The organism is Dyadobacter sp., from assembly GCF_017744695.1.
Classification (GTDB): domain Bacteria; phylum Bacteroidota; class Bacteroidia; order Cytophagales; family Spirosomataceae; genus Dyadobacter.
Genome location: NZ_JAGIAS010000003.1, coordinates 396,146 through 411,481, shown reverse-complemented (window position 1 = coordinate 411,481; position 15,336 = coordinate 396,146). Strand labels below are relative to the sequence as shown.

The 15,336-nt window shown below is 47.8% G+C and carries 9 protein-coding genes; 6 read left to right on the top strand and 3 right to left on the bottom strand.

The window, feature by feature from the left end; translation table 11 throughout:
* Positions 1–11: 11 nt before the first annotated feature.
* From J7619_RS13800 to J7619_RS13775, 6 genes are all read left to right on the top strand, one after another.
* Positions 12–1,994: a tail fiber domain-containing protein gene (locus J7619_RS13800; RefSeq protein ID WP_291199143.1), complete on the top strand. Its 1,983-nt coding sequence runs from the start codon at positions 12–14 to the stop codon at positions 1,992–1,994.
* A 108-nt stretch (positions 1,995–2,102) separates the two neighbouring features.
* The gene (locus tag J7619_RS13795; protein WP_291199124.1) at positions 2,103–3,557 is read left to right on the top strand and encodes a tail fiber domain-containing protein; all 1,455 of its coding nucleotides are present in this window, start codon (positions 2,103–2,105) and stop codon (positions 3,555–3,557) included.
* Positions 3,558–3,583: 26 nt separating this feature from the next.
* Positions 3,584–5,284, top strand: coding sequence for a tail fiber domain-containing protein (locus J7619_RS13790; RefSeq protein WP_291199123.1), 1,701 nt, complete (start codon positions 3,584–3,586; stop codon positions 5,282–5,284).
* A gap of 152 nt (positions 5,285–5,436) precedes the next feature.
* A complete protein-coding gene (locus J7619_RS13785; protein WP_291199121.1) occupies positions 5,437–6,906 on the top strand; it encodes a tail fiber domain-containing protein in 1,470 nt (489 codons plus the stop codon).
* Between the two features lie 153 nt (positions 6,907–7,059).
* Positions 7,060–8,514: a tail fiber domain-containing protein gene (locus J7619_RS13780; RefSeq protein WP_291199119.1), complete on the top strand. Its 1,455-nt coding sequence runs from the start codon at positions 7,060–7,062 to the stop codon at positions 8,512–8,514.
* 154 nt (positions 8,515–8,668) lie between these two features.
* Entirely contained in the window at positions 8,669–10,225 is a 1,557-nt protein-coding gene (locus J7619_RS13775) for a tail fiber domain-containing protein (RefSeq protein WP_291199117.1), read from the top strand.
* Positions 10,226–10,302: 77 nt separating this feature from the next.
* Here the strand turns inward: J7619_RS13775 and J7619_RS13770 are convergent, their stop codons facing one another.
* From J7619_RS13770 to J7619_RS13760, 3 genes are all read right to left on the bottom strand, one after another.
* Entirely contained in the window at positions 10,303–13,710 is a 3,408-nt protein-coding gene (locus J7619_RS13770) for a ThuA domain-containing protein (RefSeq protein ID WP_291199115.1), read from the bottom strand.
* A gap of 86 nt (positions 13,711–13,796) precedes the next feature.
* The gene (locus tag J7619_RS13765) at positions 13,797–14,849 is read right to left on the bottom strand and encodes a sugar phosphate isomerase/epimerase (RefSeq protein ID WP_291199113.1); all 1,053 of its coding nucleotides are present in this window, start codon (positions 14,847–14,849) and stop codon (positions 13,797–13,799) included.
* Positions 14,850–14,915: 66 nt separating this feature from the next.
* Positions 14,916–15,281: a four helix bundle protein gene (locus J7619_RS13760; RefSeq protein WP_291199111.1), complete on the bottom strand. Its 366-nt coding sequence runs from the start codon at positions 15,279–15,281 to the stop codon at positions 14,916–14,918.
* Positions 15,282–15,336: the final 55 nt, after the last annotated feature.

Below are 15,336 nucleotides of genomic sequence, written 5' to 3'. Positions count from 1 at the left end.
ACAATACCGATATGAAACATTTTTTCAAACCAATTTTAGCTGTACTAGTATTACTTGGAGGCGTGGGGCATCCAGGTAATGCTCAGACACATTATGGCGCCGGCGCGGGGACATTGGGGCCCGAACATGCCTTTTTTGGTACAGACGCCGGCAAGGCAAACGGCACGAACGGAACTGTTGGGGCTTATAACACTTATTTAGGCCATTTTGCGGGGAAGAATGCTTACGGGCAACAAAACACTTTTGTGGGTAATTCGGCCGGAGTCCAGAATACAGGCGGGCAATCCAATACTTTCATAGGTTTTCAAGCCGGTGAGAACAATGGTGACTATGTGCAGGGGACCTTTGTTGGAGCTCGTGCAGGAAAGTTGTCTGCTGGTAGCCAGAATTCTTACGTGGGTGACCAGGCGGGAGTTGCAAGTACGGGCTCTAACAACGTTTTTATGGGCTTCAGAGTGGGGAATTTCAATTCGGATGGCAGCGATAATGTGTTTTTAGGAGCAATGGCTGGTTTTGAAAACAAAAATCATCATAATGTTTTCATCGGCGTTGAGTCTGGATACAATAACAAGACGAACGATAATGTTTTTGTGGGTTGGAAATCGGGGCGGGCTAATAATTCTGGTGGTTCTAACACCTATGTAGGCACGAAATCAGGATTCAACGTCAATGGAGTGTTTAACACTTTTGTTGGACATTCTGCTGGCGAAAATGAAGGTCAGGGTGTGGAAGGTACTGATCTAAGTACTTTTATTGGCGCGGGTTCCGGCGCAAGGGCCAAAGGATATGGAAACTCCTTTGTGGGAGCAAGTACGGCCACAGATGCCAAAGGAGATTACAATGTAATTTTTGGATATGGGGCCGGAACATATAGCAATGGGCACAACAATGTAATGATCGGAAAAGCAGCGGGATACAACAACGCCGGGAGTAACAACAACTTCATCGGTAAAGAATCCGGTCACCTGAACACTACCGGCACTGAAAACACACTGATGGGCACGGGTTCGGGATACAACAATGACAGCGGCACTGGCAATGCGTTTTTGGGCAATAAAACAGGATACTCCAATAAGACCGGGAGCCTGAACACATTTCTCGGCTATGGAGCGGGTTATAGCAACACCACGGGCGAGAAAAACACTTATCTGGGTTATGGTTCAAGTGGAAAGGCAGACATTGTCAATGCGACTGCTATCGGTGCTTCTGCCAAGGTAACCGCGAGTAACTGCCTGGTGTTGGGTAGCAATGCCAACGTGGGGATCGGTGTGTCCGCACCCGTTTACCAGCTTCAATTAAGTGCTGAGACGGCCGCGAAACCTGGTTCGGCCAGTTGGGCAGTCATGTCGGATCGGCGGCTAAAAAGGAACATATCCGAATTTAAGGAAGGATTGGATGTTTTGAAACAAATCAAACCCGTGTGGTTCCAATACAACGGACAGGCGGGAATACAAACCGGAGATAAGAAGTTTGTGGGAATCGTGGCCCAGGAAATGCAGAAGATCGCGCCATACACCATTGGCACATTCATGCACCAGGATTCACTGGGAAATAAAACCGAATACCTGGATTATGACGCGAATGCGGTGACCTACATTCTGATCAATTCGGTGAAGGAGCAGCAACGAGTAATCGAAGATAAGGAAGCAAAAATTCAGGAGTTGGAAAGCCGGTTGGAAAAGTTGGAGCGCTTAATGAGCGCTACGCCAGGGGTTTTCAACAGTGCTGGAAAAGAGGCTGGCAGTTTGGAGCAAAATGTTCCCAACGGCTTTTCGGATAAGACCTCCATTAAATACTATATCCCTCAATCCGTGAAAACTGCGGTGATCGATATCTATACAGTAGCGGGCGTGAAGGTCAGTTCGCATCCTATATCGGAGCGTGGTGCAGGTGAATTGGTGATTTCAGCGGATAAATACCGGAGTGGGGTGCATGTTTATGATTTGGTTATGGATGGTAAGAGTATGGGGGCGAAGAAGATGGTGGTAGAGTAGGGGTTATGATTAATAGAATTCGAGAGAGCTTTGGTAACGAAGCCCTCTTTTTGTTTAACCATCAGAAATCGATTAATACAAGCATTACTCAATTATATATTATTGACTATGAAGAAATGGTATAAAATAGCGACGCTAATAATCGGGATGCTCGCAACTATGAAGGTCACTGCTCAGACGGAGTATGGTTCTGGTGCAGGGACATTCGGAACCGCTCGTGCATTTTTTGGCACGAATACCGGAATAGTAAACTCTGGGGCAGACAATACGTTTTTAGGGCATGAAGCAGGTATGTACAACCTCTTCGGAGATGCTTATACCTTTGTGGGTAAACATGCGGGGTATGTATCTATTCTTGGTTTCAACAACACTATGGTGGGGCAGCATGCCGGCAAGGAAGGCGTTCCTGATGACGATAACACATTTTTAGGGGCTGTTTCAGGCTTTTCGAGTTCCAAGTCCTATAATACTTACCTCGGAGCATATGCTGGCTTTGATAATCATTATGGAGAAAGCAATGTTTTCCTGGGAACATATGCAGGGGGAAATTCTACCACTTCTTTTAATTCGATCCTCGGGTTTGGCGCTTTCGACTATGGTGAAGGCGATAACAACTGTATCGTAGGTCGCCTATCTGGATCCCAAAATAAGGGGAGTTTTAATGTTTTTTTGGGTTCACAGGCAGGATTCTGGAACAAAGGAAACGAAAATACCTTCATTGGATACAATGCCGGTAAGGTCAATAAGGAAGGATTCTTCAATACTTTTTTAGGTGCCCAATCAGGTTATTCCAGTCAAACAGGCGTAGCAAATGTCTTTCTAGGCAACAAATCAGGCTATTCCAATACAAACGGTCACAGTAACGTCTTTCTCGGATATGGGGCTGGTTATCATAATACAATAGGTCAAAGAAATACTTACCTCGGATACGGCGTTACCGGAAATCCTGGATTGGAAAATGCAACAGCTATTGGTTCAGAGGCTAAGGTCACAGTGAGCAATAGCTTTGTCCTGGGAAATAATGCGAACGTCGGAATAGGCGTATCCGCACCATCGTTCCAACTCCATCTCAGCACTGGCGCCGCAGCAAAAGCCGGCTCGCCGACCTGGACAGTCGCCTCCGACAGCCGCCTCAAAAAGAACGTCACCAGCTTCACCGATGGCTTGACATTACTCAAACAAATCAAGCCGGTGTGGTTTCAGTACAATGGTCAGGCTGGCATTGAAACTGGCGACAGGAGGTTTGTAGGAATCATCGCGCAGGAAATGCAGAAGATCGTGCCTTACACTATTGGTACATTCATGCACCAGGATTTATTGGGTAACAAGGCTCAATACCTGGGTTATGATGCCAATGCAATGACGTATATCCTGATTAACTCGGTGAAAGAGCAGCAGCTGAGAATCGAAGAGAACGAGGAAAAAATCGTCGCCTTGGAACGCCAGACTGAACGGTCGGAAGTGAAACTAAGCGACCTGGCCACACGGCTTGAAAAACTGGAAAGGCAGTTCGCGGCTTTCGATAATTTTCGTGAACCCGCTGTAAAAAATCAATTGAAGTAATCCTCTCATTCAGACATATTGTTAAGATGAACAAATTGTACAAGAAAACAAGGGCGCTGCTGCTAGGAGTTTTCGCATTGACCCAAGTGCATGCACAGACGCACTATGGTCAAGGGGCCGGGACAGTCGGAATTGCCCATGCATTTTTCGGGACTGACGCCGGAAAAGTTAACATCGGAGCGGATAACACATTTTTAGGCCATGAAGCGGGCTTCTCGAACATCGGAGGGAACGCCAATACATATGTTGGTAAACAAGCCGGTTACGAAAATCCGAATGGTATCAATCACACGATGGTTGGCCAACATGCTGGCAAGGAGAGCAAAGGAGGTATGAATAATACATTTTTAGGGGCTGCTGCCGGCTTTTCCAGTTCAGCCTCTAATAATACTTACCTTGGAGCATATGCAGGCTTTGATAATATGAATGGGCAAAGCAATGTATTTGTTGGGGCACATGCAGGTGAACATTCAGTTAATGCCTCATTTAATGCAGTACTTGGCCCCGGAGCTTTTGACTTTGGTGAAGGGGATAATAATTGCATCTTAGGTATAGATGCCGGTTCGCAAAGCACAGGAAATTCCAATGTATTTCTAGGCACGCAATCCGGTAGGTCAAACAAGGGAAATGAAAACACTTTTGTTGGACGTGAATCGGGCTATTCCAACAAGGAAGGTTTCTTCAATATATTCTTGGGCTCTCAATCCGGTTATTCCAGCCAAACCGGTGTCGGCAACGTATTCCTGGGAAATAAGTCAGGTTACTCTAATATAAATGGCCATCAGAATGTTTTCCTGGGTTACGGCGCCGGTTTCCATAATACAACCGGGCAGAGAAACACCTATCTTGGTTACGGCGCTACCGGTAATCCAACTCTGGAAAATGCGGCGGCAATAGGTTCAGAAGCAAAAGTCACTGCAAACAACTGCATTGTCTTGGGTAATAAGGCAAATGTAGGCATCGGCATTTCGGCACCCGCATTTCAGCTCCACCTCAGCACCGATGCCGCCGCCAAAGCCGGTTCGCCCGATTGGATCGTCGCCTCCGATAGCCGTCTCAAAAAGAACATTTCCGACTTCACCGACGGCCTCGATTTGTTGAAACAAATCCGTCCCGTCTGGTTCCAATACAATGGCCAGGCAGGCATTGAAACCGGTGAGAAGAAGTTTGTAGGCATCGTCGCGCAGGAAATGGAGAAAATAGCACCTTACACCATCGGTAAGTTTACATACCAGGATTCATTGGGAAATAAAACCGAATACCTGGACTATGATGCGAATGCGGTGACTTACATTCTGATCAATTCCGTGAAAGAACAGCAACGTACAATCGAAGAGAAGGATGCGAAGATTGTTAGCCTGGAACACCAGGCACAACTGTCGGAAGAAAAAATAATTGACCTGACAGCCCGTCTTGAAAAATTGGAGAGGTCACTCGCTGCTTCCGGTAGTTTCCAGAAAAACGGTGAAAATGCCGGATTGGAACAGAATGTTCCCAATGGCTTTTCGGAGCAAACTTCCATCAAATACTTCATTCCGCACTCTGCGAAAGAGGCCGTAATCAATATTTACAATAGCAGCGGCACCCAGGTTAGCTCCCACCGAATTACCGAACCAGGCCCGGGCGAGTTGCTGCTATCGGCTGATCGCTACAAGAATGGTGTGCATGTCTATGACCTCGTAGTCGACGGGAAAAGCATGGGCAGTAGGAAGATGTTAGTTGAATAATTCCTCATTCGTAAAACGTATAGTGCCTCCCCGGCAAATAACCGGGGAGGCGCTTTGCTTCAGTTCTTTTGCTCCATTACTGGCATCTTTGTCAGATTTGTATCAGTCACAAATCAATCGAGGTAAATCCTCCATCTAAACACATTATCATCATGAACAAATGGTACAAAGTTACAGGGGCGCTGCTGTTGGGAGTATGCGCGATGACACAGGTGAATGCACAGACCCATTATGGGGCAGGAGCAGGGACTCTTGGGCCTGGACACGCTTTCTTTGGTACCCAGGCAGGTGCTTCGAATACCGCAAATGGTCTGGACAACAGTTTTTTTGGTCATCAATCTGGATTCTCTAATCTGGATGGCGTCCATAATGTTTTTGTAGGTTCTCAGGCGGGTTATTTTAATAATAGCGTGGGAAATGTCTTTGTGGGTTATAAGTCTGGTTTTCAAAGTGTTTCAGGTCCGTTTAACACGTTCGTGGGTGGGTATGCTGGTCAAAACAATCTCAATGGAGGCGCAAACTTCTTTGGCGGTTATTCAACTGGATATCAGAATACGACCGGCAGTTACAATACCTTCCTAGGGGCGCAAACTGCTATTGAAAATAAAACCGGGCAGGAGAATGTGTTTGTCGGGTACACCTCTGGAAATAACAACTCGAGCGGCAATTTTAATGTATTCCTGGGGGTAAAGAGTGGAAAGAGTAACGTCAGTGGAAGTAGTAATACGTACATTGGTTATCAGGCTGACGGGACAACGTTCATACAAAATGCTACGGCTATCGGAGCAAACGCAAAAGTCACTATGGACAACAGCCTCGTCCTGGGTTACAAGGCCAATGTCGGCATCGGCGTATCCGCACCGTCTTTCCAACTCCACCTCAGCACCGACGCAGCAGCCAAAGCTGGCTCGCCGGACTGGACAGTAGCCTCCGACAGTCGCCTCAAAAGAAACATCACCAACTTTACCGACGGCCTCGACTTGCTCAAACAAATCCGTCCAGTTTGGTTCCAGTACAACGGCCAGGCAGGCATCGAAACAGGCGACAAGAAGTTCGTAGGCATCGTCGCGCAGGAAATGGAGAAAATAGCGCCGTACACCATTGGTACATTTACACACCAGGATTCATTGGGTAACAAAACCGAATACCTGGATTATGATGCCAATGCGGTAACCTACATTCTGATCAACTCGGTGAAGGAGCAGCAGCGGGTCATTGAGCAGAAGGATGCGGAATTGAAAGAAATGAATGCGCAGGTAGCTGCTTTGGAAAAGAGTCAATACGCACTGATGGCCCGTTTGGAAGCGCTTGAACAAAATAGATCTTCGGCGGTGGGTTTTCAGAAAGCCGATGAAAGTCAGGAGACTCCCTATCTCGAACAAAATGCACCTAATGGTTTTACTGGGCAGACTTCCATCAAATACTTCGTGCCCTCTTCGGCAAAGGACGCCGTGATAAACATTTATGACAAGAGTGCCAGAAAGGTCGGTAGCCATCGGCTTATTGAACGCGGAGCCGGTGAATTACAACTATCGGCAGAAAGTTACCGAAGCGGCTTGCATGTTTACGACCTGGTTATTGATGGCAAGGTTGTCGGTAGTAGGAAGATGTTAGTTGAATAATTCCTCATTCGTAAAACGTATAGCGCCTCCCCGGCAAATAACCGGGGAGGCGCTTTGCTTCAGTTCTTTTGCTCCATTACTGGCATCCTTGTCAGATTTGTATCAGTCACAAATCAATCGAGGTAAATCCTCTCATTTAAACACATTATTATTATGAACAAATGGCATAAAACAACGGGAGCGCTATTATTAGGATTATGCGCGATGACACAGGTGAATGCGCAGACGCACTATGGCATAGGGACAGGGACGCAGGGAGACGGTCATTCTTTCTTTGGCAAGCAAGCGGGCGAAAAGAATTCCGCCAATGCGTATAGCAATAGTTTTTTTGGACAACTGGCCGGATCTTCTAACGTTACAGGGGTTGATAACGTTTTTATTGGAGCATATGCAGGGAGCGGTACTAACACCAGTGGAAATGTTTTTGTTGGTAGTGGGTGCGGTGAAAACGTCTTTATTGGCGGATACAATACTTTCCTGGGTGCGGAATGTGGATATGAAGCGAGCATCAGCACCGGGAATTTATTTGCAGGTTACAAGACAGGGTTTCAGAACTGGGGAGGAAACTACAATACGTTTCTGGGTACTCAGGTAGCTGCTACCGGATTTAATTCCGGAAGCGAAAATGTGTTTGTCGGATACACCACCGGTGCTAAAAACGGGCCTGGGAATTATAATATCTTTCTAGGATCGCAAAGCGGGAAAACCAACTATACCGGTAATAATAACACTTATGTGGGATACAAGACCGACGGAGCAGAGGATATCCAAAATTCCACAGCAATTGGAGCGAATGCAAAAGTAACTTCAAGTAATAGCCTTATCCTCGGTCATAAGGCCAATGTCGGCATCGGCGTATCCGCACCGTCTTTCCAACTCCACCTCAGCACCGACGCAGCAGCCAAAGCTGGCTCGCCGGACTGGACGGTAGCCTCCGACAGTCGCCTCAAAAGAAACATCACCAACTTTACCGACGGCCTCGACTTGCTCAAACAAATCCGTCCAGTTTGGTTCCAATACAACGGCCAGGCAGGCATCGAAACAGGCGATAAGAAATTCGTAGGCATCGTCGCGCAGGAAATGGAGAAAATAGCGCCGTACACCATCGGTACATTTATACATCAGGATTCATTGGGAAATAAAACCGAATACCTGGACTATGATGCGAATGCGGTGACTTACATTCTGATCAATTCCGTGAAGGAGCAGCAAAGGGTGATTGAGGAAAAAGATGCTCGAATTACTGCATTGGAAAAGAACCAACATGAGTTGATAGCCCGCCTGGAAACGCTCGAAGAAAACCGATCCTCGGGAGCGGCAAACTTTCGAAAAGCAGGTCAGGATGGGGACTTACCGTATCTCGAACAAAATGTACCCAATGGCTTCACCGGACAAACTACCATTAAATATTTCGTGCCTTCCCCGGCCAAAGAAGCTGCGATTAATATTTACAACAGCAGTGGCGGAAAGGTAAGTACCCACAAGATTACCGAGTGCGGTGCTGGTGAATTACAGCTATCGGCGGGAAACTATGGAAGTGGTATACACATTTATGATTTAGTCATCGACGGTAAGGTCATCGGCAGCAGAAAGATGTTGGTTGAATAGTCCCTTCTTGGTGAAACGTATAATGCATCCCCGGTAAATAACCGGAGATGCTCTTTGCTTCAATAGTTCCGCTCAATTCGGATGTCCTTTGTCAGATTTGTACCCGTTACAAATCAATCGAGGTAAATCCTCTTCATTCAAACACATTATTATTATGAACAAGTGGTACAAAACGACGGGGGCGTTGCTATTGGGCGTATGCGCCATGACACAAGTGAATGCGCAGACGCATTATGGAGCTGCGGTTGGGACGGTGGGAAACAACCATGCATTTTTTGGAACACAGGCTGGACACATGAATGACGGCGCGGACAACACCTTCCTGGGGCATCAAGCAGGGTTAAACAATACGTACGGGGATGAGTGTACATACGTAGGGATACTAGCTGGGTCTCAGTCTTGGGTTAGTGACTTCTGTACATTTGTGGGCGCCAGAGCTGGTAAGGAAAGTGAAGGCAATTCAAATACATTTTTAGGATATAAGACGGGATTCTCCAATATGGGAGGGGATAACACTTTTGTGGGTAGTGAATCTGGAACAAGCAATGTAGGAGGATTAAATGTCTTTGTCGGAGAGAAAACGGGTCAATCAAATAAAGGAAATGAAAACTCGTTTTTTGGTTCTAAAGCTGGTTACTCCAACAAGGAAGGGTTCTTCAACGTTTTCCTGGGCGCTCAATCCGGTTATTCAAGCCAAACCGGGGTCGGCAACGTATTCCTGGGAAATAAGTCAGGTTATTCCAACACGAATGGCCATCAGAATGTTTTCCTGGGTTATGGCGCCGGATATCATAATACAACCGGGCAGAGAAACACCTATCTCGGCTATGGTGCTACGGGTAATCCAACTCTGGAAAATGCAGCAGCAATAGGTTCAGAAGCAAAGGTCACAGCAAGCAACAGTATTGTCTTGGGAAAAAATGCTAATGTCGGTATAGGCGTCTCCGCTCCTGCATTCCAGCTGCAATTGAGCACCGATGCCGCTGCCAAAGCCGGCTCGCCAACTTGGACTGTCGCTTCCGACGCCCGCCTCAAAAAAGACATCACCGACTTCACGGACGGCCTTGACCTGCTCAAACAAATCCGCCCGATTTGGTTCCAATACAATGGCCAGGCAGGCATTGAAACCGGTGAGAAGAAGTTTGTAGGTATCGTCGCGCAGGAAATGGAGAAAATAGCACCGTACACCATTGGTACATTTACACACCAGGATTCATTGGGAAATAAAACCGAATACCTGGACTATGATGCGAATGCGGTGACCTACATTTTGATCAACTCTGTGAAAGAGCAGCAGAGGGTTATTGAGCAGAAAGATGCGGAATTGAAAGAAGTGAATGCACAGGTAGCTGACTTGTCAAAGCGACTGGAACAGTTGGAGCGGATTGCGGCTTCCAGTACTGCACAGCCGCTAACTGGCAGTGCCGCGCGTTTTGAACCGAATGCGAATGGAGTGGTACTTGAACAAAATATACCGAACGGATTTTCAGGAAGTTCGGTAATTAAATATTTCATTCCTCAGTCTGTTAACGAGGCGCGAGTGGATGTATATGCCGTAAACGGCGTGAAAGTAAGTACCTATGTGGTGAAGGAGCGGGGAGAAGGGCAACTGATGATTTCGGCAGGGGATTTTCAGAATGGCGTTTTTTTGTATGATCTGGTAACGGATGGAAAAAGCAACGGCGTGAAGAAAATGGTGGTTCAAAAGTAAGAAATCGTCAGTTGTTTCAATGCAAAAGCGGGCCCCGTAAGGAAGCCCGCTTTTATCATTTTTATTGAAAATCAGTTTTACAATGCCGCGTTCTCGAATCGTACCGATTCAATCGAGAACAATGGCTTGTTACCTGCTTCTGCATTTTTAAATACAAAATACACCTTGTGCAACTTGCCGTCGGCTGGTGCCTTCACAGGAACGCTGATGGTTTCAGTCTTATCGACCTTGCCTTCGCCGATTTTGGCTCCTGCAACGCCGTCGAGACGAACTTCGAGCGTTCCGCCAGCAGAGCGGCCTGCACTGCTCCCAACTGAAACGGCCAGTTTCGAAATCTCTGTTAGGTCGATGTCGTCGAAAGCGATGAAGCCGCCATCTTTCATGCCGATCACCATTTCATTGCCATTGTCGCCTTTGTATTTGAAGGTGTTTTTGGTGGTGTCCGCCATGTTGGCCATTACGGTCGAAGGACGCAATGCTACGGTTTTGGAACCGGTCAGTGGGCCCATGTTGCCGTTACCCTTGTCAGTGTAGCTGGCTGTGAAGATGTATGAACCCTCTTTTTTCTTGGCCTGAGTTACATAGGAGCTCTTCAATGGCTTCTTTTCCACAGCTTTTACATTGTTGAGGTCGAGAATATACTTCACCATTTCCTCGATTTCCTCTGGCTTGTGCTGCGGGTGGCCGGGCATTGCCTGCTCTCCCCAAACACCGCTTCCTCCTTTCAGAACCTTATCGGTCAACGTTTTCAAAGAGTTGCGTTCTCTGGCATATTTCTTCGCCACTTCGCGGTAGGCTGGACCGATAGACTTTTTATCGATCGAGTGGCAGGCCTTGCAATCGCTCAGTTCGATCATGCGTTTGCCGGTTTCGAAACCGGTGTTAGCCTGATGGCCCTGCGCGAGTTGTGTTTTGTCAAAACCTTCCAGGTAGTTAATGGTCAGTGTGACTTCGTCTTCCGGGATCTTTTTGTTAGCCAGGCTACCATCTTCCTTGTCCGAAACAGAAACTTCGTAGTTCACAGGCTTATCATTCCAATAAAAAGTCTTATTGCCTTTAATGGCGACGTCCACTTTCGGAATGGCATTGCCCACGCGCACGATTACCTCCGAGATGTTTGAGTTACCGGCATTGTCGGTCACTTTTAAAGTGGCAGTGTATTCACCTGGCTTAGCGTACGTGAAACTTGGGTTAGCCAACGTACTTTTTGGCAAACCTTTTCCGAAAGACCATTCATACTTGATGGGGTCACCATCGTAATCCAGTGAGCCTTTGGAAGAGAAGTTTACTTTCAAAGGCGTTGCGCCAGTAGTGTTGGTAGCGCTCGCGACGGCCACTGGCACGCGATTACCCGCATTAAACGTAATATGCGAAAGACTGGCTTCATCGTTTTGAGCAAACCAGTTAGGGCCGTATTCCAATGTGTACAGCGAACCATCTTTCGCGAATTGCATGTCGATCGGATGGCTGAACTTCGTGCCCGGCATAAAACGCTCGATGCTTTGCAGATCGCCCTTCTCGTTCATGGTCACGATGTTGATATAATCGCGGATCCAGTCGTAGGCAAAAAACTTCCCATTGTAATAGGAAGGGAATTTAACCTTGCTGTCTTGAAAATCAGCGGCATAGTATACCGGTCCGGCCATGGCATTTCGTCCACCCTTACCAACGATCGCCCCGAATTCCGGTGAATCGGCATATGGGTAGTAAATGAATGCGGGCTGAGCAGGCGGTAGTTCCTGCAAACCAGTATTGTGCGGTGAGTTATTGATCGGTTTTAACGGATCGAATGGCTTGCCGGAACTGCTGTCTGCGAAGTTGAAATCAATATATGGCCGGTTGTTACCAATGAACAGGGGATAGCCGAAATACCCTGCCTTTCTCGCCTGATTCACTTCGTCATATCCTCTCGGACCACGTTTGGGATCGTCGTTGGAAGCATCCGGGCCTACATCACCCCAATACAAATAGCCGGTATGCTGGTCTACTGAAATCCGGTAGGGGTTACGGGTACCCATGACATAAATCTCCGGGCGCGTCTTATCGGTTCCGGGAGGGAAGAGATTGCCTTCGGGAATGTCGTATAGATTCGTACCGCCCGGCATATTCGCGCGGCGGTCGCCGTAGCGCGGTTTAATGCGCAATACTTTTCCACGCAATGAATTGGTGTTGGAAGAGGTATGCTGACCGTCCCAGCCCTCGCGTCCCGGACGTTCGTCGATAGGGCCGTATCCATTGGACTGGAACGGATTCACGTCGTCGCCAGTCGAGAGATAGAGGTTCCCTTTCGCATCCCAAGCGATAGAGCCACCGGTGTGACAGCAGTCGGTGCGCTTCACGGGTACAGTTAACAGTACTTCTTCTGTGCTGAGGAGCACGGTATCCTTCACATCGTCGTATTTGAATCTCGACAAATGCTGTGCGGTATCCTTTTCCGTCGATGGCGGCGAATAGTACATGTAAATCAGTTTGTTGGTTTTGAAGTTAGGGTCGATGTTCAAGCCCATGAGCCCGTATTCCTGTTTGGTATAAACGGGCACTTCGCCAACGAGTTTAATCTGGCCGGTTTTAGGATTATAAAGCTTCACCTTGCCCTTTCTTTCGGTGAAAAGTACACGTTGGTCATCCAGAACGACCAATTCTGTTGGCTCATCCAGTTTGGAAGCCAGCACTTTTTTGGTGAAACGGTTTTCTTCGGGGCGGGATTTGGCGTAATCCAGTTTCGATGCCATTGCCCAGTTGAGGCCCCCGGTGAGGTGTTTTACAAAAACAGGATTGGTATAGGTCGCATCTTCATGCCCGAAGTTGGTATAGAATGCACGACCGCCATCGAACTCGTGGTACCACGACATCGGGTGGTTATCGCCCATTTTGCCATCCTTGTAAGTCTTCTCATCGATCTTTACCAGGACATTTACCTTCTCATTGAAGTTCTTGAAATCGTAGAACTCGTCCTTGATCTTCCATTTTTTTGGAAAACCGTCCATCGAAGGATGCTGGTCGTTTACAACAAATACTTCGCCTTCCTGTACATTCGGGTTGCCCGGGTGGCTGAGGAACTGCGCGCCTGCCAGCTTGTTGTACCATTGCCAGTCATATTCGGTGTCGGTTGCCGCGTGGATACCTACGTAGCCGCCGCCCGCCTGGATGTAGCGTTCGAATGCGTCCTGTTGATTGTCGTTCAGTACATTACCGGTGGTGTTCAGGAATATAACGGCGCTGTATTTTTGCAGATTTTTGTTCGTGAAAACAGCTGCATTTTCGGTAGTATCCACCGAGAAGCCGGTCTCTTTACCCAATTTTAAAATGGCAGTTTTTCCTGCGGGGATCGAGGAGTGCCGGAATCCGGCTGTTTTCGAGAATACCAGCACGCGCTTCTCCGGCGTCACGGTCTGGGCCGTAGCTACCAGACTGCAACATGCCAGGGCCGTCACGCCGGCGATCCTGAAACGTTTTAAAACTTTTTGAAAAGGGGATTCATTCATTAGATTGATTGGGTATTGGTTAACGTAGAAAAAACCTACCTTCCCATAAGGAAGATAGGTTTTCAATATACTTGTAGGATCGACAATTATAGACCCAGCACCTTGCGGTTAAACGCCTCATCTGCACCGGTTCCCGCGAAATCATCGAATGCTTTGGTAGTCACTTCGATGATGTGGCTTTCGATGAACGGCGCACCCTCTGCCGCGCCTTGTACGGGCGACTTAATGCAACATTCCCATTCGAGAACCGCCCAGCTGTCGTAGTCGTATTGTGACAGTTTGGAGAAGATACCGCCGAAATCAACCTGGCCGTCGCCCAGCGAGCGGAAACGTCCGGCGCGATCAGCCCAGCCTGCGAAGCCGCTGTAGACGCCCTGCTTACCGGTCGCATTGAATTCCGCGTCTTTCACGTGGAATGCTTTGATACGGTCGTGGTAGAGGTCGATGAACTGGAGGTAATCCAACTGCTGCAACACGAAGTGGCTCGGGTCGTAGTTGATGTTTGCACGGGTATGGCCATCAAGGTAGTCTACAAACATTTCGAAAGTAGCACCATCGAACAAATCCTCGCCCGGGTGCAGCTCGTAGGCTACGTCAACGCCGTTTTCATCATATACGTCCAGAATAGGCTTCCAGCGGGTAGCCAGTTCTTTGAATGCAGTTTCCACCAATCCGGCGGGGCGTTGCGGCCAGGGATACAGGAAAGGCCACGCCAATGCGCCTGAGAAGGTCGCAGAAGCTTTCAAACCTAACCGGCGGCTGGCTTGCGCCACATATTTCAAATGCTGCGTAGCCCATTCTGCACGTGCTTTCGGGTTCTTGCGAACTTCCGGTACGGCAAAGCCATCGAACAGATCGTCATAAACTGGGTGCGAGGCCACCAGCTGACCGATGATGTGCGAAGCGAGTTCAGTGATTTCGAGGCCCTTATCGGCCAATTTGCCTTTCAGCTCGTCCGCATAAGTTTGTGACTCAGCCGCTTGCTTCACATCGATCACACGCGGGTCCCAGGTAGGGAGTTGCAATCCTTTATAGCCGAGGCCGGCCATATAGTCGGCAATGGTATCCAGTGAGTTGAATGGCGCTTCGTCGCCAAGGAATTGGGCGAGGAAGATACCGGGGCCTTTTATTGTTTTCATGTTTTTCTAATGATTGAATGACTGAATGATTGAATGACTGAATGAAAAATGAATGACTGTGGGTAGTTATTTGGCGTTTTTGCGGGCTTTGGATAGGATTTTGATGAGTTCTTGTGCTTCGTCCATCAGAGCTTTCAGCTTTTCGGAAGGTAGGATACCTGCTTCGGACATTATCTCCATCCAGAAGAGTGATTCATCCGCTTCTTCAACCGTTATGCTCATCTTCGCAAAGAACTCATTCTGACTTCTTGCCCGACACACAGCTCTATAATTGGCTCCTACGGACGACGCCGATCGCAGAAATTGCTTTCCGACAACGCGTGCCTCCTCCGTCGGTGGTAATGCTTTAAAGACTTTAATACTCCTCAGCACAAACTGCTTAGTGCGGTCCTGCAACAGAGAAACAAAATCTTTCTTATCATCAACAGCCATATCATAGTGTGTTAGGTAAAGAGCACAGACGCCCCATTCAATCATTCAGTCATTC